The 24,773-nt window shown below is 65.6% G+C and carries 24 protein-coding genes; 15 read left to right on the top strand and 9 right to left on the bottom strand.

What is annotated here, in order from left to right:
- A complete protein-coding gene (gene ileS / locus ACTRWB_RS25910) occupies nt 1-2,838 on the bottom strand; it encodes an isoleucine--tRNA ligase (protein WP_129512787.1) in 2,838 nt (945 codons plus the stop codon).
- A gap of 103 nt (nt 2,839-2,941) precedes the next feature.
- The gene (locus ACTRWB_RS25905; protein ID WP_129512786.1) at nt 2,942-3,934 is read right to left on the bottom strand and encodes a bifunctional riboflavin kinase/FAD synthetase; all 993 of its coding nucleotides are present in this window, start codon (nt 3,932-3,934) and stop codon (nt 2,942-2,944) included.
- A 122-nt stretch (nt 3,935-4,056) separates the two neighbouring features.
- Here ACTRWB_RS25905 and purN point away from each other — a divergent pair, with 122 nt between their 5' ends.
- The 6 genes from purN (at nt 4,057) to nadC (ending at nt 11,105) form a co-directional block, all read left to right on the top strand.
- Nucleotides 4,057-4,719 carry a phosphoribosylglycinamide formyltransferase gene (gene purN / locus ACTRWB_RS25900; RefSeq protein WP_446903534.1) on the top strand — a complete coding sequence of 221 codons (663 nt, stop codon included), beginning with the start codon at nt 4,057-4,059 and terminating at the stop codon, nt 4,717-4,719.
- A complete protein-coding gene (locus ACTRWB_RS25895) occupies nt 4,716-5,978 on the top strand; it encodes an RsmB/NOP family class I SAM-dependent RNA methyltransferase (protein ID WP_343493587.1) in 1,263 nt (420 codons plus the stop codon). The genes purN and ACTRWB_RS25895 overlap by 4 nt, the downstream gene beginning before the upstream one ends.
- Nucleotides 5,979-5,996: 18 nt before the next feature.
- Nucleotides 5,997-7,394: a mechanosensitive ion channel family protein gene (locus ACTRWB_RS25890; protein WP_446903533.1), complete on the top strand. Its 1,398-nt coding sequence runs from the start codon at nt 5,997-5,999 to the stop codon at nt 7,392-7,394.
- Nucleotides 7,395-7,610: 216 nt separating this feature from the next.
- Entirely contained in the window at nt 7,611-8,807 is a 1,197-nt protein-coding gene (locus tag ACTRWB_RS25885; RefSeq protein WP_048250301.1) for a DesA family fatty acid desaturase, read from the top strand.
- 211 nt (nt 8,808-9,018) lie between these two features.
- On the top strand, nt 9,019-10,155 hold the full coding sequence (gene nadA / locus ACTRWB_RS25880; protein WP_048250380.1) for a quinolinate synthase NadA: 1,137 nt from the start codon (nt 9,019-9,021) through the stop codon (nt 10,153-10,155).
- Nucleotides 10,155-11,105, top strand: coding sequence for a carboxylating nicotinate-nucleotide diphosphorylase (nadC, locus tag ACTRWB_RS25875; RefSeq protein WP_446903532.1), 951 nt, complete (start codon nt 10,155-10,157; stop codon nt 11,103-11,105). Before nadA ends, nadC begins: the two co-directional genes overlap by 1 nt.
- A 92-nt stretch (nt 11,106-11,197) precedes the next feature.
- On the opposite strand, the gene nadB is transcribed toward nadC, so the two are convergent.
- The 4 genes from nadB to radC form a co-directional block, all read right to left on the bottom strand.
- Nucleotides 11,198-12,784 carry an L-aspartate oxidase gene (nadB, locus tag ACTRWB_RS25870; protein WP_446903531.1) on the bottom strand — a complete coding sequence of 529 codons (1,587 nt, stop codon included), beginning with the start codon at nt 12,782-12,784 and terminating at the stop codon, nt 11,198-11,200.
- Between the two features lie 160 nt (nt 12,785-12,944).
- Nucleotides 12,945-13,112: a 50S ribosomal protein L33 gene (gene rpmG / locus ACTRWB_RS25865; protein WP_006478046.1), complete on the bottom strand. Its 168-nt coding sequence runs from the start codon at nt 13,110-13,112 to the stop codon at nt 12,945-12,947.
- Nucleotides 13,113-13,129: 17 nt separating this feature from the next.
- Entirely contained in the window at nt 13,130-13,363 is a 234-nt protein-coding gene (gene rpmB / locus ACTRWB_RS25860; RefSeq protein ID WP_004186391.1) for a 50S ribosomal protein L28, read from the bottom strand.
- A gap of 237 nt (nt 13,364-13,600) precedes the next feature.
- On the bottom strand, nt 13,601-14,377 hold the full coding sequence (gene radC / locus ACTRWB_RS25855) for a RadC family protein (protein WP_412023171.1): 777 nt from the start codon (nt 14,375-14,377) through the stop codon (nt 13,601-13,603).
- Here radC and ACTRWB_RS25850 point away from each other — a divergent pair.
- From ACTRWB_RS25850 to ACTRWB_RS25810, 9 genes are all read left to right on the top strand, one after another.
- Nucleotides 14,376-14,501 carry a hypothetical protein gene (locus ACTRWB_RS25850; RefSeq protein WP_276321846.1) on the top strand — a complete coding sequence of 42 codons (126 nt, stop codon included), beginning with the start codon at nt 14,376-14,378 and terminating at the stop codon, nt 14,499-14,501. The genes radC and ACTRWB_RS25850 overlap by 2 nt on opposite strands.
- Nucleotides 14,502-14,512: 11 nt before the next feature.
- The gene (locus tag ACTRWB_RS25845; protein ID WP_048250304.1) at nt 14,513-14,968 is read left to right on the top strand and encodes an FKBP-type peptidyl-prolyl cis-trans isomerase; all 456 of its coding nucleotides are present in this window, start codon (nt 14,513-14,515) and stop codon (nt 14,966-14,968) included.
- Between the two features lie 2 nt (nt 14,969-14,970).
- Entirely contained in the window at nt 14,971-15,951 is a 981-nt protein-coding gene (gene ispH / locus ACTRWB_RS25840) for a 4-hydroxy-3-methylbut-2-enyl diphosphate reductase (protein ID WP_034178810.1), read from the top strand.
- A 203-nt stretch (nt 15,952-16,154) separates the two neighbouring features.
- Nucleotides 16,155-16,847, top strand: coding sequence for an amino acid-binding protein (locus ACTRWB_RS25835; protein ID WP_446903530.1), 693 nt, complete (start codon nt 16,155-16,157; stop codon nt 16,845-16,847).
- Between the two features lie 211 nt (nt 16,848-17,058).
- A complete protein-coding gene (locus ACTRWB_RS25830; RefSeq protein WP_129512779.1) occupies nt 17,059-18,009 on the top strand; it encodes a branched-chain amino acid ABC transporter permease in 951 nt (316 codons plus the stop codon).
- Nucleotides 18,010-18,027: 18 nt separating this feature from the next.
- On the top strand, nt 18,028-19,197 hold the full coding sequence (locus ACTRWB_RS25825) for an ABC transporter permease subunit (RefSeq protein WP_193098890.1): 1,170 nt from the start codon (nt 18,028-18,030) through the stop codon (nt 19,195-19,197).
- A gap of 24 nt (nt 19,198-19,221) precedes the next feature.
- A complete protein-coding gene (locus tag ACTRWB_RS25820; protein WP_048250308.1) occupies nt 19,222-19,998 on the top strand; it encodes an ABC transporter ATP-binding protein in 777 nt (258 codons plus the stop codon).
- Nucleotides 19,998-20,714 (top strand): ABC transporter ATP-binding protein, encoded by a 717-nt coding sequence (locus ACTRWB_RS25815; RefSeq protein ID WP_048250310.1) that lies wholly within the window; start codon nt 19,998-20,000, stop codon nt 20,712-20,714. Before ACTRWB_RS25820 ends, ACTRWB_RS25815 begins: the two co-directional genes overlap by 1 nt.
- A 288-nt stretch (nt 20,715-21,002) precedes the next feature.
- Nucleotides 21,003-21,674, top strand: coding sequence for a DUF2278 family protein (locus ACTRWB_RS25810; protein WP_129514692.1), 672 nt, complete (start codon nt 21,003-21,005; stop codon nt 21,672-21,674).
- Between the two features lie 21 nt (nt 21,675-21,695).
- Here the strand turns inward: ACTRWB_RS25810 and ACTRWB_RS25805 are convergent, their stop codons facing one another.
- The 3 genes from ACTRWB_RS25805 to ACTRWB_RS25795 form a co-directional block, all read right to left on the bottom strand.
- Nucleotides 21,696-22,151 carry a GNAT family acetyltransferase gene (locus tag ACTRWB_RS25805; RefSeq protein ID WP_446903529.1) on the bottom strand — a complete coding sequence of 152 codons (456 nt, stop codon included), beginning with the start codon at nt 22,149-22,151 and terminating at the stop codon, nt 21,696-21,698.
- Nucleotides 22,152-22,164: 13 nt separating this feature from the next.
- Nucleotides 22,165-23,349, bottom strand: coding sequence for an acetylornithine transaminase (locus ACTRWB_RS25800; RefSeq protein ID WP_446903528.1), 1,185 nt, complete (start codon nt 23,347-23,349; stop codon nt 22,165-22,167).
- Nucleotides 23,350-23,639: 290 nt separating this feature from the next.
- Nucleotides 23,640-24,671 (bottom strand): CDP-6-deoxy-delta-3,4-glucoseen reductase, encoded by a 1,032-nt coding sequence (locus tag ACTRWB_RS25795; RefSeq protein WP_419684952.1) that lies wholly within the window; start codon nt 24,669-24,671, stop codon nt 23,640-23,642.
- Nucleotides 24,672-24,773: the final 102 nt, after the last annotated feature.

Raw genomic sequence — 24,773 nt, 5'->3', positions numbered from 1 at the left:
TTAAGCAGCGCTCCGGATTTCGCCGTTTTCAAACAGGTTCGAGAAGCAGCGGCCGCACAGCGTCGGATGATCGGCGTGCGCGCCGACATCCTCGCGGTAGTGCCAGCAGCGTTCGCACTTCTGGTACTTCGATGCGGCCACGTCGACGCTTTCCTGCGCTTCGTCGTCGACCTTGACGACGGTTGCGGCCGACGTGATCAGCACGAACTTCAGGTCTTCACCGAGGCTCGTGAGCGCGTCGTAGCGCGCGCCGCTCGCGTGCACGGCCACTTCGGCCTGCAGCGACGAACCGATGCGGTTCGCGGTGCGTGCTTCCTCGAGCGCCTTCGTCACGTTGCCGCGCACGTCACGCAGCAGCGCCCACTTCTCGATCAGCGCGGCCGAGCCGGCGACTTCCGGGTACGCGTAATACGTTTCCGTGAAGATCGTTTCGCCGGCCGGCTGGAACACCTTCCATGCTTCTTCCGCCGTGAACGACAGGAACGGCGCGAGCACGCGCAGCAGGCCGTGCGTCAGGTGGTACAGCGCCGTCTGCGCGGAGCGGCGTGCGCGCGAATCGGCTGCGCTCGTGTACAGGCGGTCCTTCAGCACGTCGAGGTAGAAGCCGCCGAGATCTTCCGAGCAGTACGTCTGCAGTTTCGCGACGACCGGGTGGAATTCGTACTTCTCGTAGTGGCCGAGCAGTTCCGTCTGCAGTTGCGCCGAGAACGCGACCGCATAACGGTCGATCTCGAGCCATTCGTCGACGGGCACCGCGTGCTGCGCGAAATCGAAATCCGACAGGTTCGCGAGCAGGAAGCGCAGCGTGTTGCGGATGCGGCGATAGCCTTCGGTCACGCGCTTCAGGATTTCCTCGGAGATCGCGAGCTCGCCCGAATAGTCGGTCGACGCGATCCACAGGCGGATGATTTCCGCACCGAGGCGGTTCGCGACTTCATGCGGGTCGATGCCGTTGCCGAGCGACTTGCTCATCTTGCGGCCTTCGCCGTCGACCGTGAAGCCGTGCGTGAGCAGGCCCTTGTACGGCGCGCGGCCGTCGATCATCGATGCGGTCAGCAGCGACGAGTGGAACCAGCCGCGATGCTGGTCCGAGCCTTCGAGGTACAAGTCCGCCGGGAACTGCAGCTGATCCTTGTGCGAGCCGCGCAGCACGTGCCAGTGCGTCGTGCCCGAGTCGAACCACACGTCGAGCGTGTCGCGGTTCTTTTCGTACAGGTTCGCGTCGTCGCCGAGCAGCTCGCGCGGATCGAGCGTCTGCCATGCCTCGATGCCCGACTGCTCGACGCGCTTCGCGACTTCCTCGAGCAGTTCGAGCGTGCGCGGATGCAGCTCGCCGGTTTCCTTGTGCACGAAGAACGCCATCGGCACGCCCCACTGGCGCTGGCGCGACAGCGTCCAGTCGGGACGGTTCGCGATCATGCTGAACAGGCGCTGCTTGCCCCACGACGGGTAGAACGCGGTCGCGTCGATGCCCTCGAGCGCGGTTTCGCGCAGCGTCTTGCTGCCGTCGCGCGGCGTCACGTCCATGCCGGCGAACCACTGCGACGTCGCGCGGTAGATGATCGGCGTCTTGTGGCGCCAGCAGTGCATGTAGCTGTGCGTGTACTTCTCGCTGCGCAGCAGCGAGCCGGCCGCGTTCAGCGCTTCCACGATCTTCGGGTTCGCATCCCAGATCGACAGGCCGCCGAACAGCGGCAGCGATTCGATATAACGACCGTCGCCCATCACCGGGTTGATGAAGTCGGAATCGGTCATCCCGTGCGCCTTGCAGGACATGAAGTCCTCGATGCCGTACGCGGGCGACGAGTGCACGACGCCGGTACCGGTGTCGGTCGTCACGTAGTCGCCGAGGTAGACGGGCGCGGTGCGCTTGTAGCCGGGGTGGGCCGATGCGAGCGGGTGGTGGAAACGCAGGTTCGCGAGCTTCACGCCCGGCGCGGTCGCGACGACGCGGCCCGTCAGCTTGAACTCTTCCATGCACGCGGCGACGCGCTCTTCCGCGATGATCAGCAGCCCGCGCTCGGTGTCGACCAGCGCGTAGACGATTTCCGGATGAAGGTTCAGCGCCTGGTTCGCCGGGATCGTCCACGGCGTGGTGGTCCAGATCACGATGCCGCCTTCGGCGCGCGGCAGCGCCGGCAGGCCGAACGCCTGCGCGGTCTTTTCCGGTTCCGCGAACGCGAACATCACGTCGATCGTCGGGTCGGTGCGGTCCTTGTACTCGACTTCCGCTTCCGCGAGCGCCGAGCCGCAGTCGAAGCACCAGTTCACCGGCTTCAGCCCGCGATACACATAACCCTTCTCGATGATCTTGCCGAGCGCGCGGAGCTCTTCCGCCTCGTTGACGAAGTTCATCGTCTTGTACGGGTTGGCCCAGTCGCCGAGCACGCCGAGGCGCTTGAAGCCGACCTTCTGTTTCTCGATCTGCTCGGTCGCGTACGCGCGCGCCTTGCTCATCACTTCGGCCGCCGGCAGCGACTTGCCGAACTGCTTCTCGATCTGGATCTCGATCGGCATCCCGTGGCAGTCCCAGCCCGGCACGTACGGCGCGTCGAAGCCGGCCATGTTGCGCGACTTGACGACGATGTCCTTCAGGATCTTGTTGACGGCGTGGCCGAGGTGGATGTCGCCGTTCGCATACGGGGGGCCGTCGTGCAGGATGAACTTCGGCCGGCCCTTGCTGGCCGCGCGGATCTTGTCGTAGAGGCCGCGCTCTTCCCATTCCTTGACCCACTGCGGCTCGCGCTTGGGCAGGTCGCCGCGCATCGGGAACGGCGTGTCGAGCAGGTTGACCGGATACTTGGCCTGCGGTTTCGAATCGGCTTTCTTGTTGCTCATGATGGGATCGCTATCAAATCGGGAGACGCGCGAGCGTCGTGAATCGGGGATGCGCGCGAGTGAGCGGCGCGAGGGTGCGGCGCGCGGGGCGCCGCCGTCCGGATCAGCTAATTCGATCGGTTGCCGACGTCGCGAAGCCCGTCGCGCGGCTGCCCGGCGCACGGTCGCGCTCGACGAAATACGCGCGCGCATTCGCGACGTCCAGGGCGATCGCGCGCGACAGCGCCTCGAGATCGTCGAACTTCGCCTCGTCGCGCAGCTTCTTCAGGAATTCGACGCGGATGAGCTTGCCGTACGCATCGCCGTGCCAGTCGAGCAGGTGGACTTCGAGCAGTACGCGGCCCGAATCGTCGACGGTCGGGCGCAGGCCGAGGCTCGCGACGCCCGGCAGCGGGTCGGGACCGAGGCCGTGCACCTGCACGACGAAGATGCCCGCGAGTGCCGGCCGCTTGTGCGCGATCGGCAGGTTCAGCGTCGGGAAGCCGAGGTCGCGGCCGAGCTTGAGCCCGTGCGCGACGTGCCCGCTGATCGCATACCCGTGGCCGAGTGCCTGCGCGGCGCCGTCGAGATCGCCCGCCGCGAGCGCGGTGCGCACACCCGAGCTCGAGATGCGCGTGCCGTCGCTGCCGGCCACCGTGCCCATCTGCTCGACCTCGAAACCGTGCTGCTCGCCGGCCGCCTTCAGCGTGTCGAAGGTGCCCGCGCGCTTCGCGCCGTAGCAGAAATCGTCGCCGACCATCATCCAGCGCGTGTGCAGCCCGCCGACGAGCGTGCGCTCGACGAACGCTTCGGGCGACTGGCTGGCGAACGTGTGATTGAAGTGCTCGACGACGACGCGGTCGACACCGTGTTCGCGCAGCGCCTCGAGCTTGTCGCGCAGCATCGCGATGCGCGGCGGCGCGCCGGCCGGGTTGAAGAATTCGCGCGGGTGCGGCTCGAAAGTCATCACGCACACGGGCAGGCCGCGCGCGTCCGCTGCCGCGCGCACGCGCGCGAGCAGGGCCTGGTGGCCGCGATGGACACCGTCGAAGTTGCCGATCGTCAGCGCGCACGGGGCGCGGCTCTCGGCGTTGGGCAGGCCGCGGAAGACTTTCACGATAGCGGATGCAGCGTCGGGGAATGGGCGGTGGGATGCCGCAAAGCAGAAGATTATAAACGTTCGGGCGGGCCGGCGGCCGAGAAGGCGGGAAACGCGGGGGCGAATGGTAAAATTCGCGGATGAAAAAACTCGTGATCCTGATTTCCGGTCGCGGCAGCAACATGGAGGCCATTGTCCGCGCGTGCGCGCAGGAACGCTGGCCGGCCGAGGTTGCCGCCGTGATCGCCAACCGGCCCGATGCGGCCGGCCTGGCTTTTGCCGCGTCGCACGGGGTGGCGACCGCGGTGGTCGACCACCGTTCGTTCGATAGCCGCGACAGCTTCGACGCGGCGCTTGCCGCGGAGATCGACCGTTTCGCGCCCGATCTCGTCGTCCTCGCAGGCTTCATGCGCATCCTCACGCCGGCATTCGTCAGACGATATGAAGGCCGGCTGCTGAATGTCCACCCGTCGCTGCTGCCGAGCTTCAAGGGCATTCACACGCACCAGCAGGCGCTCGACGCGGGCGTCGCGCTGCACGGCGTGACCGTTCACTTCGTGATTCCCGAACTCGACAGCGGCGCGATCGTCGCGCAGGGCGCGGTGCCCGTGCGCGCGGGCGACGACGCGGCCGCGCTGGCGCAGCGCGTGCTGACGGTCGAGCACGTGTTGTATCCGCGCGCGGTGCGCTGGTTCGTCGAGGGGCGCTTGCGCCTCGAGAACGGCCGTGCCGTCGTGGCGCCGGAAGAAGCACGCTGGATTTTCGCGGATCAACCGCATACCGAAACGAGTGAGGGTGTATGAAGCTGCACGGATTCCTGATTGGCCAGACCGAGACCTTGCTGGCCGAGGTGCTGAAGTTCGCCGGCCCCGCCGACGCGACGACGAGCCGGTTCTTCCGCGCGCACCCGAAGCTCGGGCATGCCGAGCGCGGCGTGATCGCCGAGGCGGTCTTCGCGGTGCTGCGCCGCAAGATGGAGTTTTCGCACCTGGCCGAGAGCGGCACGGGCACGCCCGCGCGGCGTCTCACGCTGCTCGGCCTGATGCAGACGGCCGGCCGTAACGCGCTGAGGCCGTTTCTGTCCGACACCGAGTCCGCGTGGCTCGAGCACGTGTCGAAGATCGATCCGGCGAGCCTGCCGGTGCGCGTGCGCACGAACCTGCCCGACTGGATCCACCAGGCGCTGTCGGCCCGATTCGACGCCGAGGAACTCGCGCAGCTCGCCGCCGCGCTGAACTACCCGGCGCCGCTCGACCTGCGTGCCAACGCACAGAAGGCGACCCGCGACCAGGTGATCGACGCGCTGCGTGCGAACGGTATCGATGCGGGCGCGATGCCGTTCGCGCCGTTCGGCGTGCGCGTCGTCGGCAAGCCGGCACTGACGCGCCTGAAGCTGTTCGAGGAAGGCCAGATCGAGGTGCAGGACGAAGGCAGCCAGTTGCTGTGCTCACTCGTCGCGCCGCGCCGTGGCGAGATGGTCGTCGATTTCTGCGCGGGCGCCGGCGGCAAGACGCTCGCGCTGGGCGCGATGATGCGCTCGACCGGGCGCCTCTACGCGTTCGACGTGTCGGAAAAGCGCCTCGCGAAGCTGAAGCCGCGCCTCGCGCGCAGCGGGCTGTCGAACGTGAACCCGGTGCTGATCGACAGCGAGCATGACGCGAAGATCAAGCGGCTCGCCGGCAAGATCGATCGCGTGCTGGTCGACGCGCCGTGCAGCGGCCTCGGCACGCTGCGTCGCAATCCGGACCTGAAGTGGCGCCAGTCGCGCACCGCGATCGACGAGCTGACGCCGAAGCAGGCGTCGATCCTCGCGAGTGCCGCGCGTCTCGTGAAGAAGGGCGGCCGGCTCGTCTACGCGACCTGCAGCGTGCTCGACGCCGAGAACGAGCGCATCGTCGAACAGTTCCTGGCAGACCATCCCGAGTTCGTGCTGGTGCCGGCGCAGAAGGTGCTGGCCGACCAGCGCATCGAGCTCGAGACCGGCGACTACCTGTCGCTGTGGCCGCATCGTCACGCGACCGACGGCTTCTTCGCCGCGGTGCTCGAACGCCGCGCGCAGTAACGACAGGCCGGACGGACGATGGAGAATCTGCAAAGCCGCCTGCTGTCGCACCGGCTGGCGTCGGTGATTCGCGATTTCCACCAGCCGGTGATGATCTGGCAGGCGGCGATCCTCGTCGGCGCGCTGTGTTTCGCGTGGGTGGCCGCACGCTTCGTGCACGGCCGGATCGATGCGCGCCGCCGGGCGGCCGGACGTGCGCCCGGCGCGGGCGCGCAAAGCCTGAAGCGCGCGTTGTTCCCGTTGTTCGGGGGCGTCTTCGCGGGCGTCGCGCAACTCGCGTTCGACCCGTTCATGTCGACGTCGCTGCTGTCGCTCGCCCTGGTGCCGCTGTTCGGCATCGGGCTGATCTACGTGCTGTTCTTCTTTGCACGGCGCGTGTTCGCGCGCGATGGCCACACGCATGCGTGGCTGTCGATCGTCGAGAAGATCGTGTCGACCGTCGTGTGGGCCGCGATGGTGCTGACCGTGCTCGGCATCCAGCGCGACGTGCTCGGCTGGCTCGACAGCGTGCAGTTCCGCGTCGCCAATGCGCACCTCACGCTGCTGTCGCTGATCTCCGGCGCGCTGTGGGTCTGCGTGACGCTGATGGTCGCGATGTGGCTCGGCTCGGTGCTCGAGGATCGCCTCACGCGTGCGAGCACGCTCGATGCGAACCTGAAGGTCGTGCTGTCGCGGGTCGGCCGCGCGCTGCTCGTGTTCGCGGCGATCCTGATCGGGCTGTCGCTCGTCGGCATCGACGTGACGGTGCTCGGCGTGTTCGGCGGCGCGGTGGGCGTCGGCCTCGGCTTCGGGCTGCAGAAGATCGCGAGCAACTACGTGTCGGGTTTCATCATCCTGCTCGACCGCTCGCTGCGGCTCGGCGATGCGATCAGCGTCGGCGGGCTGCAGGGCGTCGTCACGCAGATCCGCACGCGCTACACGGTCGTGCGTGGCCTCGACGGCAACGAGACGCTGATCCCGAACGAGAAGCTGATCACCGACGTCGTGCAGAACCAGTCGTCGTACCTGACGCGCGGTTATGCGAAGGTCGCGGTGCAGGTCGCGTACACGAGCGATGTCGAGCATGCGCTCGCGTTGCTCGCCGATGCCGCGAAGGGCGTGCCGCGCGTGCTGGCCGAGCCCGCGCCGACCCCGTATCTGGTGAGCTTCGGCGCGGACGGGATCGACCTGGAGCTTGGCTTCTGGATCGAGGATTCGGCGAAAGGCACGTCGGGCGTGCGTTCGACCGTGAACCGCAACATCTGGCGGCTGTTCAGCGAGCACGGGATCTCGATTCCGTTTCCGCAGCGCGAAGTGCGCGTCGTCGGGTTGCCCGACGGCTTTCCCGCGGCGGGTGCCGCGGCCCCGCACGACCCGGCGGCCGGCGCTCCGTCGGCCGGCAACGGCGTGGCGGATGGGCGCGCGCCGGCCGCGTAGGCGCGCAATCGTACCGACCCCGCGGTCGGAACCGGATCGCGGGCCTTTCCAAGTCCGCCTCTGGACTGCCTTTGTTGCGTCAGGGCAAGAAAATATTCATTTTTTACAAAGACTTGGAACGGTTGAAGTAAAATTCAGGTCTATACGCGGTATGCTTTCATTTTTCTGACGCCTGCGCGAGCCGGCGTCGCACTCATCTCATCACAGGTAACTGCCTTGTTGAATTCCCTGCTCGATTTTCTTTCCCACGGGCTCCTGCATTTCTCGTGGTGGCAGGTCGCGCTGTTCGCGCTTGCCGTCACGCACGTCACGATCATCGGCGTGACGGTCTACCTGCACCGCTGCCAGGCGCACCGCGCGCTGGAGCTGCATCCGATCGCGAGCCACTTCTTCCGCCTCTGGCTGTGGATGACGACCGGCATGCTGACGGGCCAGTGGGCCGCGATTCACCGCAAGCACCATGCGAAGTGCGAGACCGAGGAAGATCCGCACAGCCCGCAGACGCGCGGCATCTGGAAGGTGTTCCTCGAAGGCGCCGAGCTGTATCGCGCGGAAGCGAAGAACGAAGAGACGATGCGCAAGTTCGGCCACGGCACGCCGAGCGACTGGATCGAACGCAATCTCTACTCGAAGTACCCGATCCTCGGCATCAGCATCATGATGGTGATCGACGTCGCGCTGTTCGGCGTGCTCGGTCTGACCGTGTGGGCCGTGCAGATGGTCTGGATTCCGTTCTGGGCGGCTGGCGTCGTCAACGGCTTCGGTCACTTCTGGGGTTATCGCAACTTCAACTCGGCCGACGCGAGCACGAACCTGTTCCCGTGGGGCATCGTGATCGGCGGCGAAGAGCTGCACAACAACCACCACACGTTCGCGACGTCGGCGAAGCTGTCGAACAAGTGGTATGAGTTCGACATCGGCTGGATGTATATCCGCATCATGTCGGCATTCGGTCTCGCGAAGGTGAAGAAGGTCGCACCGACGCCGCGCCTGAACAAGCCGAAGACGGTGCTCGACCAGGAAACGCTGCAGGCCGTGCTGTCGAATCGCTACGAAGTGATGGCGCGCTACGGCAAGGCAGTCAAGCGTGCGTACGCCCAGGAGCTCGCGCACCTGAAGGAGCTTGGTTCGAGCGAGAAGTACCAGCTGATGCGCGGCGCGCGCAAGTGGTTCCACAAGGACGCCGACGGCCTCGACGAGCCGCAGAAGAAGTTGCTGCCGGAGATCTTCGCGAACAGCCAGAAGCTGCACACGTACTTCCAGTTGCGCCAGGATCTCGCCGCAATCTGGGATCGCTCGACCGCGTCGCGCGAACAGCTTCTCGCGCAATTGCAGGATTGGTGTCATCGCGCAGAACAAAGCGGCATCAAGGCGCTGCAGGAATTCGCGACACGCCTGCGTCGCTACGCCTGATTCGAAATCGATTAGAATCTAAGGACGTCACAAACCCCGCGTTGGCGGGGTTTTTTCATTTGAGCCGGCGGTTTTCGAGGTGGCCGTCGGCAGGGTTGAGCTTTGCATGGATCCGGAGTCAGTGCTGAAGCGCTCACGTCGGTCGACCGCGAAGCATTGGGCGGGGGAGCAAGTGCTGGAGCACCCACTCCCGCCGACAGGAGATATGGAGATGCAATCGACGATCAAACCCGTCGAGTACGACCGTCCGATCGCGGCAGGCGCGGTCTGCGGTGTCGGACAGGCATGGGCAAAAGTACCCGATACGCCGTCCCCCGAGGAGCGCGCCGCGCTGAAGGCGCGCATCAAGGCGTTGCTCGTGCGTGAAAAGGCCGTGCTGGTCGCGCACTACTACGTGGATGCCGAATTGCAGGAGCTGGCCGACGAAACGGGCGGCTGCGTTGCCGATTCGCTCGAAATGGCCCGTTTCGGCCGCGATCACGACGCGCAGACGCTGGTCGTCGCCGGCGTGCGCTTCATGGGCGAAACCGCGAAGATCCTGAGTCCAAACAAGCGGATCCTGATGCCCGATCTCGACGCGACCTGTTCGCTCGACCTCGGCTGTCCGGTCGACGAATTCTCGGCGTTTTGCGATGCGCATCCCGACCGCACCGTGGTGGTCTACGCGAACACCAGCGCAGCCGTGAAGGCGCGCGCGGACTGGATGGTCACGTCGTCGATCGGCCTCGAGATCGTTGCCGACCTGCACGCGCGCGGCGAGAAGATCATCTGGGCACCCGATCGCCATCTCGGCAGTTATATTCAGAAGAAAACCGGCGCGGACATGCTGCTGTGGCAGGGCTCGTGCCTCGTGCACGACGAGTTCAAGGGTATCGAGCTCGATCTGCTGCGCGCCGAATATCCGGACGCGAAGGTGCTCGTCCATCCCGAATCGCCGGAAAACGTCGTCGCACAGGCCGATGTCGTCGGCTCGACCACGCAACTGATCGACGCGGCCGTCAAGTTCGACGCGACGCGTTTCATCGTCGCGACCGATCTCGGCATCCTGCACAAGATGCAGCTCGCAGCGCCCGGCAAGACGTTCATTGCAGCGCCGACGGCCGGCAACAGCGCGACCTGCAAGAGCTGCGCGCACTGCCCGTGGATGGCGATGAACGGTCTTGCGAACCTTGCCGATGTGCTCGAACGCGGTCACAACGAGATCTTCGTCGACCCCGCGATCGGCGAGCGCGCGCGTCTGCCGATCGACCGAATGCTCGATTTCGCGGCCGCGCAGAAAAAGCGCGTGCAGGCGAGCGGCGATCTGCAGCGCGACCAGCAACTGTTCGCGAACGTGGGGGCGGCGTAATGGACGGCCCGCACGCTCACATTCGTTCACTGTCCGCCGAGGGGACGGCTGCCGTCCTTGAGGGCGGCACGACGAGCGCGGTATCCCCGCTGTTCGACATCGTCCGCGACCAATACGGCGCGGCATTCGAGGACGCGATCGCGCGCAATGTAGCCGATGCGATCGCGGAAGACGTCGGTACCGGCGACCAGACCGGGCGGCTCGTGCCGGCCGGCGGGCGTCGCCGCGCGCGCATCATCGTGCGCGAGGAAGCCGTGCTGTGCGGCGTGCCGTGGTTCGAGGCCGTGATCGGCCGGATCGATCCGGCGATCGTCGTGCAATGGCGCTATCGGGAAGGCGACCGGATGATGCCCGATTCGACCGTCTGCGAACTCGAGGGGCCGGCGCGCGCGCTGCTGACGGCCGAGCGCAACGGGCTGAACTTCCTGCAGCTGCTGTCGGGCGTCGCGACCGCGACGCGCCGTTACGTCGATCGCGTCGAAGGCACGCGCGCGAAGATCCTCGATACGCGCAAGACGCTGCCGGGCCTGCGGCTCGCGCAGAAGTACGCGGTGCGCGTCGGTGGCGGCGAAAACCAGCGTCTCGCGCTGTACGACGGGATCCTGATCAAGGAGAACCACATCGCAGCGGCGGGCGGTGTCGGCGAGGCGCTCGACGCGGCGTTCGCGCTGCAGTCGGGCGTGCCCGTGCAGGTCGAGGTCGAGACGCTTGCGCAACTCGACACGGCGCTTGCGCATCGCGCGCAGTCGGTGCTGCTCGACAACTTCACGCTCGACATGATGCGTGAAGCCGTGCGCGTGACGGATGGCAAGGCCGTGCTCGAAGTGTCCGGCGGCGTCAATTTCGATACGGTGCGCGCGTTCGCGGAGACGGGCGTCGATCGCATCTCGATCGGCGCGCTGACGAAGGACGTGCGCGCGACGGACTATTCGATGCGGATCGTCGACTGACCGAGCGTTAAACGATCAGACAAAAAAGCCGTTGGCGCGCAAACGCCAACGGCTTTTTTCTTGTGCGGCCACAGCCGGGAAGGGCGTGCCGCTCAGCGACGCGCGCGCGGCGTGAGCACGCTCGGCAGCGCCTTCGGCAGCGTGTGCGGCCAGTCGCGGCTGTAGTGCAATCCGCGGCTTTCGCGGCGCGAGTGCGCGCTCTTCACGATCAGCGTCGCGACGTCGACGAGATTGCGCAGTTCGAGCAGGTCGCGCGTCACGCGGAAGTTCGCGTAGTACTCGTGGATCTCGTCGCGCAGCAGCGACAGCCGGTGCTTGGCGCGTTCGAGGCGCTTGTCGGTACGCACGATGCCGACGTAGTTCCACATCAGGCGGCGCAGCTCGTCCCAGTTGTGCGCGACGACGACTTCCTCGTCCGCATCCGACACACGGCTTTCGTCCCACGCGGGCAGCGTGGCCGGCGTTTCGGTATCGAAGCCGGCCGCCTCGATCGCCTCGGCCGCCGCGCGGCCGATCACGAGACATTCGAGCAGCGAGTTGCTCGCGAGCCGGTTCGCGCCGTGCAGCCCCGTGTACGACGTTTCGCCGACCGCATACAGGCCCGCGAGATCGGTGCGCCCGGCGAGATCGGTCACGACGCCGCCGCACGTGTAGTGCGCGGCCGGCACGACGGGGATTGGCTGCTTCGCGATGTCGATGCCGAATTCGAGGCAGCGCGCGTGGATCGTCGGGAAGTGTTCGCGCAGGAACGCTTCCGGCTGATGGCTGATGTCGAGATACACGCAATCGATCCCGCGCTTCTTGATCTCGAAGTCGATCGCGCGCGCGACGATGTCGCGCGGCGCAAGCTCGACGCGTGCATCGTGCGCGGGCATGAAGCGCGTACCGTCCGGCAGCTTCAGCAGGCCGCCTTCGCCGCGCACGGCCTCGGAAATCAGGAACGATTTCGCATACGGATGGAACAGGCAGGTCGGGTGGAACTGGATGAATTCCATGTTCGACACGCGGCAGCCCGCGCGCCACGCCATCGCGATGCCGTCGCCGGTCGCCGTGTCGGGGTTCGTCGTGTACAGGTAGACCTTGCCGGCGCCGCCTGTCGCGAGCACCGTATGCGGCGCCTCGATCGTGATCGTGCGGTCGTTGTCGACGTCGAGTGCATACAGGCCGTGACAGCGGCGGCCGGGCAGGCCCAGCCGGTCCGACGTGATCAGGTCGATCGCGTGATGGTTTTCGAAGAACGTGATGTTCGGATGCTGGCGCGCGCGCTCCGACAGCGTCGCGAGCACCGCATGGCCGGTCGCGTCGGCCGCGTGGATGATCCGGCGGTGACTGTGGCCGCCTTCGCGCGTCAGATGGAAACCAAGTTCGGCCGCGTCGTCCTTCGTGAACGGCACACCTTGCGAGATCAGCCATTCGATCGCTTCGCGGCCGTGTTCGACGATGTAGCGCGTCGCGCCTTCGTCGCACAGGCCGCCGCCGGCGACCAGCGTGTCGTCGACGTGGTTCTCGATGCTGTCCGCCGAATCGAGGACGGCCGCGATGCCGCCCTGCGCGTTATCGCTTGCGCCCTCCATCATCGAACGTTTCGCGATCAGCGCGACGCGTCGCGTGCTGGCCAGATTGAGTGCGACCGACAGCCCTGCCAGGCCGCTGCCGACGATCGCCACGTCGAATTTCATGCTGCATCTCCATCATTACGCTTTTGATCTTGTGCGTTCCGGCGGCCGTGGCCGCGGAAAGGGGAGAGCATACCGCGTCGGGCCCGAGCGTGCGCGCAAAACAAAAAGCCCCGCATGTGCGGGGCTTTTCTTTCGCCGTCAGGCTGGCAGAAACCGGAGATTACTTGATCTTGGTTTCTTTGTATTCCACATGCTTGCGGACGACGGGATCGAACTTCTTGATCGCCATCTTTTCCGGCATGTTGCGCTTGTTCTTCGTGGTCGTGTAGAAGTGACCCGTGCCAGCGGTCGACTCGAGCTTGATCTTGTCGCGTGCGCCTTTTGCCATGATTGTGCTCCTTGGGCTTAGGCTTCGCCGCGTGCGCGCAGGTCAGCGAGCACGGAATCGATGCCGTTCTTGTCGATCAGGCGCAGGCCGGCGTTCGAGACGCGCAGGCGCACCCAGCGGTTTTCGCTCTCCACCCAGAACCGGCGGTTTTGCAGGTTCGGCAGGAAGCGACGCTTGGTCTTGTTGTTGGCGTGGGAAACGTTGTTGCCGCTCATCGGCGCTTTCCCAGTTACTTGGCATACGCGTGCCATGAGAGCACTCCTAATACGCTAAATTCGGGGTTCGATCGCCGGTGAAGGTTCCATCGCACCGCCACGTGATCCATGGCTGCACTCAGAACGCCGTAGCCCTTACAGACAAGGCCCTTCGATGGCTAGAACTGGTTGGAAAAAATACAGACGGCGATTCTAGCAGAAAAAGTTCAGGAAAATCAAACCTAATTTCGAATCGTCGTTGCGGCGCCCTGGGGCGGGCCGCCGCGCCACAGTCTACAGCCAACCGGCACGCGCGAACGAAAAAGTGTCGCTGGTGCCGACGACGACGTGATCGAGCAACTGCACGTCGACGAGCTGCAGCGCGTCGTGCAGCGAGCGGGTCAGGCGGCGGTCTTCCGCGCTCGGCTGCACCGCGCCCGACGGGTGGTTGTGCGCGACGATCAGCGCCGCGGCGTTCTGCTTCAGCGCGCGGCGCACGATCTCGCGCGGGTAGACGGCCATGCGCGTCAGCGAGCCGCGTGCGCTTTCTTCGGTATCGATGAGGCCGTGACGGGCATCGAGATACAACGTGACGAACACTTCATACGGGCGCGTGCCGATCATGAGCCGCAAAAAATCCTCGACCGCGCCCGGGGAGCCGATCTGCATCCGTTCGGGCGCCTTTTCGGCAAGCGCGCGCCGCACGAGTTCGGTCACCGCGATCAGCCGCGCCGATCGCGCAACGCCGATGCCGGGATGCGTTTCGAATTCGTCGGGATCGGCATCGAGCATCCGGCGCAGCGAGTCGCCGAACCGTTCGAGCAGCGCGCGGGCGCTGACGAACACGTCGTGCCCGCCGCCGCCCGTGCCGAGCACCAGCGCGATCAATTCGGCGTCCGTCAACGCAGCCGGCCCGCGCTCCAGCAGCCGTTCGCGCGGCAGATGCGGCTGCCAGTTCGGCGGGCGGCGCTTACGCGGCCCGCCAGCACGGTTGCGGCGGGCCGGATCGGCCGGCGCATCGGCGGTGTCGCGGCATTCGGCCGGCGGCAGGGTGGGGCACGGTGACAGCATGGTCGAAACTCCATTGGCGGCGGACGGTGTGCGCAACGTCGTCGCACTTTCCGCCTTGCGCGCTCAGGTGACTTACAATATTGGCTTTGCGCCGGGCCTTTCGGCCGTTTCGGGCGCCGACTGAACGAGTAATTCATGAGCCTCATCGATCTATCCGAAGTGAAGCCCGGTTCCCACGTCACGTTGCATTACCGGCTGGCACTGGCCGACGGTGCCGACATCGTCAACACCTTCTCCGACAAGCCGGCCACGCTGTTGCTGGGCGCGGGGCAACTGGCGCCCTCGCTGGAACAGATTTTGATGGGGCTCAGGGTCGGCGACCACTCGACTTTTCAGCTAACGCCCGAACAGGCGTTCGGTCCCCGTAATCCCGACATGCTCCAGCGCGTGACGCTGTCGACGCTGCGCGAGAACGGGATGGTCGGCGACGATTTCACGCCGGGCGAGCTGATCGAGTTCAATGCGCCGGACGGTGGCCGGTACGCGGGGGTGCTGAAGGAAGTCAGCGAGACCTCCGCGCTGTTCGACTTCAATCATCCGCTCGCGGGCCAGGCGCTCACGTTCGAAGTGAAAATCATCGGAATCCTGTAATCATGAGTACCACCGACACGCTGTCCGGGCAGACCGTTGCCGCCGATGCCGAAATCCTGCTGGCCCAGCCGCGCGGTTTCTGCGCAGGCGTCGACCGCGCGATCGAGATCGTCGAGCGCGCGATCGCGATGCACGGTGCGCCGATCTATGTCCGCCACGAGATCGTCCACAACAAGTACGTGGTCGAGGATCTGAAGAAGAAAGGCGCGATCTTCGTCGAGGAACTCGAGGAAGTGCCGGCCGGCAACACCGTGATCTTCAGCGCGCACGGCGTGTCGAAGGCCGTGCGCGACGAGGCCGACGTGCGCGGGCTGCGCATTTACGACGCAACCTGCCCGCTCGTCACGAAGGTGCACGTCGAGGTGGCGAAGATGCGCCAGGACGGCGTCGACATCGTCATGATCGGGCACAAGGGCCATCCTGAGGTCGAAGGCACGATGGGGCAGGTCGAGCGCGGCATGCATCTCGTCGAGAGCGTCGAAGACGTGCAGAAGCTCGAGCTCGCCGATCCCGAGCGCATCGCGCTCGTCACGCAGACGACGCTGTCCGTCGACGATGCGGCCGAGATCATCGCGGCGCTGAAGGCGAAATATCCGAAGATCCGCGAGCCGAAGAAGCAGGACATCTGCTACGCGACGCAGAACCGTCAGGACGCGGTGAAGTTCATGGCGCCGCAGTGCGATGTCGTGATCGTCGTCGGGAGTCCGAACAGCTCGAATTCGAGCCGTTTGCGCGAAGTGGCCGAGAAGCGCGGCGTGGACGCATACATGGTCGATGCGCCGGACCAGATCGATCCGGCATGGGTCGCCGGCAAGCGTCGGATCGGCGTGACGGCCGGCGCGTCGGCGCCCGAAGTGCTCGCCCAGGCCGTGATCGCGCGGCTGCGCGAACTCGGCGTGCGCAATGTCCGCGCGCTCGACGGTATCGAGGAAAACGTGTCGTTTCCGCTGCCGCGCGGGTTGAACCTGCCGCCCGCCGCCTGATTGCCGCATCGCACCCGCGGAACACCAAAGCGCGCCTCCGGGCGCGCTTTTTTTTGCGTATAGAAATTGTAATTGCAACCGTAATTCATAATCGCGGTGCAACCCGGTTGCTCTTGCCGTTCCGGACCGTCTCTCAAAATTGGTTGCAATGCAGGAAAACCCCATCGAATCAGGATTATTGGCGGCCTATAAATGGAGTTACAATGCGCCCGTTTTCAGGTCTGAATGGCTTTGAAATCGGTTTTTGGCAAGGCGCGGGAGACCATTCAATGCATGTGAAGTTGGCTTACGCCGTGTCCGTCGCCGCACCGGTTGCAATGATTGCCGGTCGCAGCAAAAAGAGCGACGACGAGGCGGGTAGGGAGGCAGCGGTGCTCGCGTCACCGCCGGTCAGCGGCGTGCGCGTCGCCGGAACCGGTCGTGCGTTGCCATCGGCATGCCGTATCGCGCAATTGGGCAAGGACAAGGAAAACGGGGCACGTTTGACGATCGACGAAATCAACGCGCTTGGCCTGACGGCCGGTCCGGCAGCGGGCATGCAGGTTGCGTCGCGGCAGGCCGCCGGTCACGGCGATGCCGGCAACGTGCGGATGTCGCCGGCCCCCCTTCATTTCGAATCGACGAAACAGCATGCCGCAGCGACCGACCGTGTCGCGGCGCGCGATCTGGTTCGTGTGACGGATTCCGCTGCAGCTCCGACGAAAGTCGGGCGCAACCTTCGCGACGCCTTGCCGGGCGACGCGGCGCGGAACCTGATTTGCCCGGGTGCGATGCCTGCATCGCTCGGGATGGAAAAAGGCACGGGCGCCGGGCAACCGGACGCCGGCCGTTTCAGCATGCCGTCGTACGACTTCAAGGAGGCCACGAACACCGTCCTCGATGTCGTGACGATTTAGCGACGGGACTCATGACGGCACCGGGACAGTGCGGTGCCGTTTTTGTATCCGCTCCGGCGGCAGGTCCGGCCGTACAGGCCGGGCGGCGCGCGCCGGGACGATCCACCCTTACCGGTATCGACTAGTACTCGCAGTGTCGCCGAGAAGGCGCGATTCCTCGCTTACCCGCGGGGCGCAACGTCCTCCGGCAGCACGGGCCAAGGAGCTTTAAATGGATATTTTCGTCCAGCAGGTTCTCAACGGACTGGTGCTCGGCAGTGTGTACGCCATCATCGCGTTGGGTTACACGATGGTGTACGGCATTCTCGGCATCATCAACTTCGCGCACGGCGACGTGCTGATGATTGGCGCGATGGTCGCCCTGTCAGCCATTACCGTGCTGCAGAACCATTTCCCCGGACTCGGCAACGTCGCGACGCTGGCGATCGGCCTGGGTATTGCCGCCATCGTCTGTGCGTTCGTCGGCTTCACGATCGAGCGGGTCGCCTACCGGCCGCTGCGCCGCGCGCCGCGCCTCGCGCCGCTGATCACCGCGATCGGCGTGTCGATCCTGCTGCAGACCGCCGCGATGATCATCTGGTCGCGCAACCCGCTGCCGTTCCCGCAATTGCTGCCGACCGATCCGATCAACGTGATCAAGGCCACCGACACGACGCCCGGCGCCGTGATCTCGGTGACTGAAATCGTGATCATCGCGGTGGCGTTCATCGTGATGGGCGGCCTGCTGCTGCTCGTGCACAAGACCAAGCTCGGCCGCGCGATGCGCGCGATCGCCGAAAGCCCGAACACCGCGAGCCTGATGGGCGTGAACCCGAACTTCGTGATTTCCGCGACGTTCATGATCGGCTCCGCGCTCGCCGCGCTGGCCGGCGTGATGATCGCGTCCGAATACGGCAACGTGCACTTCTACATGGGCTTCATTCCCGGCATGAAGGCGTTCACCGCCGCGGTGCTGGGCGGGATCGGCAACCTCGGTGGCGCAATGGTCGGCGGCGTGCTGCTCGGCCTGATCGAGCAGCTCGGTGCCGGCTACATCGGCAACCTCACGGGCGGCGTATTCGGCAGTAACTACCAGGACGTGTTCGCCTTCATCGTGCTGATCATCGTGCTGGTGTTTCGTCCGTCGGGCCTGCTGGGCGAACGTGTCGCGGATCGCGCGTAACGGAAGGGAGCAAACAACATGACATCCATTCAACCGATCGAATCCTCGACGTCGCTCGTCGAGGAGCGCAACACCACCAAGACCGTCATCATCGGCATCCTGACCGCTGCGTTCGTGATCGCCGCGCCGATCATCATCGGCTCGGCCGGCGGCAACTACTGGGTCCGCGTGCTCGACTTCGCGATGCTGTACGTGATGCTCGCGCTCGGCCTGAACGTGGTGGTCGGCTTCGCCGGCCTGCTCGACCTGGGCTACATCGCGTTCTACGCGGTGGGCGCGTACACGGCGGCATTGCTGAGCTCGCCGCACCTGACGTCGCAGTTCGAGTGGATCGCGAACCTGGCACCCGGCGGATTGCACATCCCGTTCCTGATCATCGTGCCGATCGCGATGGCGCTCGCGGCGACCTTCGGGATCCTGCTCGGCGCGCCGACGCTGCGTCTGCGCGGCGACTACCTGGCGATCGTCACGCTCGGCTTCGGCGAAATCGTCCGGATCTTCATGAACAACCTCGACCGTCCGGTGAACATCACCAACGGCCCGAAGGGGATCACGGGCATCGATCCGGTGCATGTCGGCGGCTTCAACCTGTCGCAGACGCACTCGCTGTTCGGCCTCCAGCTGCCGTCGGTGTACATGTACTACTACCTGTTCGTGCTGTGCTCGCTGCTGGTGATCTGGACGTGTACGCGTCTGCAGCACTCGCGCATCGGCCGCGCATGGGCGGCGATCCGCGAGGACGAGATCGCGGCCAAGGCGATGGGCATCAACACCCGTAACGTGAAGCTGCTCGCGTTCGCGATGGGCGCGTCGTTCGGCGGCCTGTCGGGCGCGATGTTCGGTTCGTTCCAGGGCTTCGTGTCGCCCGAGTCGTTCACGTTCTGGGAATCGATCGTCGTGCTCGCCTGCGTGGTGCTCGGCGGCATGGGCCATATCCCGGGCGTGATCCTGGGTGCGGTGCTGCTCGCGATCTTCCCGGAGTTCCTGCGCTCGACGATGAGCCCGCTGCAGCATGCGCTGTTCGGTCATGACATCGTCGATACGGAGGTGATCCGTCAGGCGCTGTACGGCCTCGCGATGGTGATCATCATGCTGTATCGCTCGGAAGGCCTGTGGCCCGCGCCGAAGCATGAGGACAAGATCGCGAAACTGGCGAAGCGCGCCAGCAAGAAGCCGGTGCGCGCCTAACCTACGGACACAGGGGATATACACATGAGCGACAAGCAAATCCGACTGTCCGTGCAGGGCGTGAACAAGCGCTTCGGCGGCCTGCAGGCACTTTCCGACGTCGGCCTGCAGATCAAGGAAGGCGAGATCTACGGCCTGATCGGCCCGAACGGCGCCGGCAAGACGACGTTCTTCAACGTGATCACGGGCCTGTACACGCCGGATTCCGGCGATTTCAAGCTCGACGGCCAGAACTACACGCCGACGGCGGTGCACCAGGTGGCGAAGGCCGGCATTGCGCGCACCTTCCAGAACATCCGCTTGTTCGGCGGGATGACGGCCCTCGAGAACGTGATGGTGGGCCGCCACGTGCGCACCAAGCACGGTCTGCTCGGCGCGGTGTTCCAGACGCCGGCCGAACGCCAGGAGGAGCGCGAGATCAAGGAACGCGCGATCGAGCTGCTCGAGTACGTCGGCGTGCTGCAGTACGCCGACTACACGTCGCGCAACCTGTCGTACGGCCACCAGCGCCGTCTCGAGATCGCGCGCGCACTGGCGACCGACCCGAAGCTGCTCGCGCTCGACGAGCCGGCGGCCGGGATGAACGCGACCGAGAAGGTCGAACTCACGCGCCTGCTCGACAAGATCCGTTCGGACGGCCGCACGATTCTGCTGATCGAGCACGACGTGAAGCTCGTGATGCACTTGTGCAACCGGATGACGGTGCTCGATTACGGCAAGGTGATCGCCGAGGGTCTGCCGCAGGACGTGCAGAAGAATCCGAAGGTGATTGAGGCATATCTCGGCGCAGGGGTGCACTGATGGCAGCGGCAATGTTGAAAATCAAGGGCTTGCAGGTCAACTACGGCGGCATCCAGGCCGTCAAGGGCGTTGACATGGAAGTCCGTCAGGGCGAGCTCGTGACGCTGATCGGCGCGAACGGTGCAGGCAAGACCACGACGATGAAGGCGATCACGGGTCTCAAGCCGTATTCGGCGGGCGACATCGAGTACGACGGCAAGTCGATCAAGGGCGTGCCGTCGCACGAACTGCTCAAGCGCGGCCTCGCGATGGTGCCGGAAGGCCGCGGGATCTTCGCGCGGATGTCGATCATCGAGAACATGCAGATGGGCGCGTACCTGCGCAACGACAACGACCAGATCAAGAAGGACGTCGATCGCATGTTCGGCTTCTTCCCGCGCCTGAAGGAACGGGCGACGCAGCTCGCGGGCACGCTGTCGGGCGGCGAGCAGCAGATGCTGGCGATGTCGCGCGCGATCCTGTCGAAGCCGAAGCTGCTGCTGCTCGACGAGCCGTCGATGGGGCTGTCGCCGATCATGGTCGAGAAGATCTTCGAAGTGGTGCGCGAGATCTCGAAGGAGGGCATCACGGTGCTGCTCGTCGAACAGAACGCACGCCTCGCACTGCAGGCGGCCGACCGCGGCTACGTGATGGATTCGGGCATGGTCACGATGGAAGGCGATGCGAAGCAGATGCTCGACGATCCGAAGGTGCGTGCCGCGTATCTGGGCGAATGAGCGAGTGAATGAGCGGGCCCGGTGACGTGTAGCGGCAGGTGCCGCGCGCGTCGCACCAGGGCTTTCGAAAGGCTGTCACGGAATGCCGTGACAGCCTTTTTTTCGTGTTCGGCGATTCGGGTCGAACTGTGCGCGTGGCGGCGACTCCATTCGACAGTTGCGCCGTGCATGCGGCGCGGGAAACGATGGGGGCGGTCGTACGATGCCGGTGCCCGATGCCGGTCGCCCTCAAATCGACACGCGGGCCGCCTACCATCGACGGCCCATCGGCACACGGAGAACACACGCATGAGTCTGGATTACGGTTTCGTGAAGGCGAAGGTGACGTCGGTGGCGCAGTTGAAGGGCTCGCCGCACGGCAGCGAGATTCAATATCACATCCACCTGACGCTGGCGCTGCCGGCCGGCGACTGGGATGTCGCGATCAACGTCGGCACCAGCGATGCGGACGACCTGTTGAACTACAAGCTCGTCTACGATTTCCACCATCCCGTCACGCAGACGCTCGCGGCCGCGGCCGAAGGCTACACCGACCTCACGGGGCAGACCGCGCTGCCCGCGCTCGACTACCTGCGCAGCGATATCCTGAACGAGACGGGCGCGTGGCGCGCGAGTGCGGTGATGGACGGCACCGAGAACCCGGAGCCGATCCCGTCGTTGCTGCGGCTCGTGAGCACCGCGCAGTCGCAGGGCCTCGACGTCGTCGTGTTCGGCCGCACCTATGCGGAAGGCAACGGGATCCACGACACCCACATGAACCAGGGCTCGACGGGCCCGAACTACCTGCATCGCGCGGGCGACGATCATAACGACCACAACGACGTATGGCAGGACGGCGCGCTGATCGTGCGCGTGAGCGATACGCAGTGGGCCGCGTATTTCGCGGCGTTCGAACAGCAGGCCGTGCCGACCGACGCGCTCGGCAATCCGCTGCCGGGCGCGGGGCCGATCACGCGCTGATACGGGCCGCCGGCGGCTGCATTACGCGGCCGGCAGCGTCTTGCCGAACGAGATGCGCTCCTCGACGCGATAACCGAGTGCCGCATAGAAGCGGCACGCATCGTCGTTACCGGGCAGCACCTGCAGGTTGATCTTCAGGCAGCCGCGCGCGGCGAGCGCGCTTTCCGCGTGCGCGATCAGCGCACGGCCGACGCCGAGCCGCCGCGCGTCGTTCGCGACGCCGAACGAATAGAGCCAGCCGCGATGGCCGTCGAAACCCGCCATCAGCGTGCCGACGACGCGCGCGCCGCTGGTCGCGACGAAGAACAGCTCGGGCTGCGTCGCGAGCTTCAGCTCGATCGATCGCACCGGATCGCGATGCGGCGGTGCGTCGGCTTCTTCGTACTGCGGGAACGCGTCGCGCCATACCGTGAGCACGGCATCGGTGTCGGCGCGTTCGAACGGGCGGATAGCGACAGCATCGGCGGCGGCATCCATCGTGGCGGTCTCCTTAGAGCGTGTCGAGGATCGACCGCAGCATCGCCATCATCTGGTCGATCTCGTCGGTCGTCACGTTCAGCGCGGGCATGAAGCGCAGCAGGTTCGGCCGCGCGGCGTTCAGCAGCAGGCCGTCGGGCTGCATGTCGCGCGCCTTCTCGACGATCTGCGGGCCGATGTCCTTGCCGAGCAGCAGCGCGCGCAGCAGGCCTTCACCGCGTTCGCCCTCGAAGCCGCGTTCCTCCGACAGCTCGAGCAGCCTGCGCTTCAGGTATTCGCCGCGGGCGCGCACGCCTTCGAGGAAGCCGGGTGCGACGAGCTGCGAGATCACCGAATAACCGGCCGCCGTCATCAGCGGGTTGCCGTTGTACGTGCCGCCCTGGTCGCCGGCTTCGAACACCGCGACTTCGGCCTTCGACAGCAGCGCCGCGAGCGGCACGCCGCTGCCGATGCCCTTGCCGAGCGTCATGACGTCCGGCTCGATGTCGGCGAGTTCGTACGCGAACAGCGTGCCCGCGCGGCCGCAGCCGCTCTGCACTTCGTCGACGATCAGCAGCAGGTTGTGCTGCTTCGTCAGCGCGCGCAGCTCGCGCATGAATTCGGGCGTCGCCGGAATCACGCCGCCTTCGCCCTGGATCGGTTCGAGCATCACGGCGACGGTCTTGTCGGTGATCAGCTTCTCGACCGAGTTGATGTTGTTCAGCTCGGCCTTCGGGAAACCCGGCACCTGCGGCGCGTAGATCGTGTCCCAGCCCGGCTTGCCGCTGGCCGACATCGTCGCGAGCGTACGGCCGTGGAAGCTGTGGTCGAACGTGATGATCTCGTACGCGCCGTTGCGGAACTTGCGGCCCCACTTGCGCGCGAGCTTGATCGCGCCTTCGTTCGCCTCGGCGCCGCTGTTCGTGAAGAACACCTTGTCGAACACGCTGTGCTGCGTGAGCAGGCCCGCGAGCTTCGCCATCGGTTCGTTGTAGAACGCCGGCGACGGGTTCAGCAGTGTTTCCGCCTGCTTCTTCAGCGCTTCGACGACGCCGTCGTTGCAGTGGCCGAGGCTGTTGACGGCCCAGCCCTGGATGAAGTCCAGATAGCGCTTGCCCGTGTGATCGTAGAGCCACGAACCCTTGCCGTGCGTAAACACGATGTCGGGGCGGTTCGTGATGTACATCAGCGAGTCGATCGGATAATCGTTCAGGGGCATGGCAGCAGACTCCAGCGGACGTTGAAAGGGAAACAGGCAATAAAAAAGCCACGGAAGGCCGTGGCTGGTGGGTCGAACAGCTTGTGCGTAACCGGTGAAGCGGAGTGGTGTTACGCGCGAGTCCGTGACGAGCCTGCGGCATCCGGGCGGAGCGGCGAGCGGCGACGTCGAAGAGCGGACAGGAAGCGGTTCATGTGCGCAAGCATAAGGCATCCCGCGCCTCACTGTAAACTGCTGCGATGCCACGGATGTGACATCGCAGCGCGCGGCGCGGGACGCGCGCGCGGTACTCAGACCGGATGGGCGAGATCGGCGGCGCTCGTGAACGAGTCCGCGAAGAACTCGTCGGTCGGCAGCGCGTGGTGCTGCGTGAAGTCGCGCTGCGCGGATTCGACCATCACCGGTGCGCCGCAGGCGTACACCTGGTGGCCCGACAGATCGGGCAGGTCCTCGATCACGGCGCGATGGACGAAGCCCGTGCGGCCGGTCCACTGGTCGCCGCTGTCCGGCTCGGAGAGCACCGGCACGTACTTGAAGTTCGGGATCTCGCGCGCCCACTGCTCGGCGAGTTCGCCGAGGTAGATGTCCTTCTTGCGGCGGGCACCCCAGTAGAGCGTCATCGGGCGCGTGATGCCCGTGTGCTTCACGTGCTCGATGATCGCCTTGATCGGCGCGAAGCCGGTGCCCGACGCGAGCAGTACGATCGGCTTGTCGGAATCCTCGCGCAGGAAGAACGTGCCGAGCGGGCCTTCGAAGCGCAGGATGTCGCGTTCCTTCATCGGGCCGAACACGTGATCGGTGAACTTGCCGCCCGGCATGTGGCGGATGTGCAGCTCGATCGGGCCTTCCTCGTGCGGCGCGTTTGCCATCGAGTAGCTGCGGCGCGAGCCGTCCTTCAGGATGAACTCGACGTACTGGCCCGCGAGATACTGCAGGCGTTCGTTGGCCGGCAACTGCAGCTTCACGACCATCACGTCGTCGGCCTTGCGTTCGAGTGCGGCGATCCGGCACGGCAGCTTCTTGACCTGCACGCCGTCGACGCCGGCGATCTCGCGCACGTCGATCTCGAGATCGCATTGCGCCTTCGAGCAGCACAGCAGCGCGAGGCCGCGCGTGCGCTCGTCGTTGGACAGCGCCGACGCGGCGTGCGGGCCCTGTTCGATCTGGCCCGACACGATCTGGCCTTTGCAGGAGCCGCATGCGCCGTTCTTGCAGCCGTACGGCAGATGGACGTTCTGGCGCAGCGCGGCCGCCAGCACGGTTTCGTCCGACTCGACCTGGAATTGCCGGCCGCTTTGCTTGAGAGTGACGTTGAATGCCATAGAACCAAACTAGAACAAAATGTGGGGACCGTGCATGTCGAGCACGGCAGCTACAATGCAAACCCGTTGCGCGTCGCGCAACGGTGGCTACTGATTTCGCAA

The sequence above is a fragment of the Burkholderia sp. YIM B11467 genome, from assembly GCF_052952715.1.
Note: the sequence above shows the minus strand (reverse complement) of the source record. Positions and strands in the feature narration are given on the sequence as shown.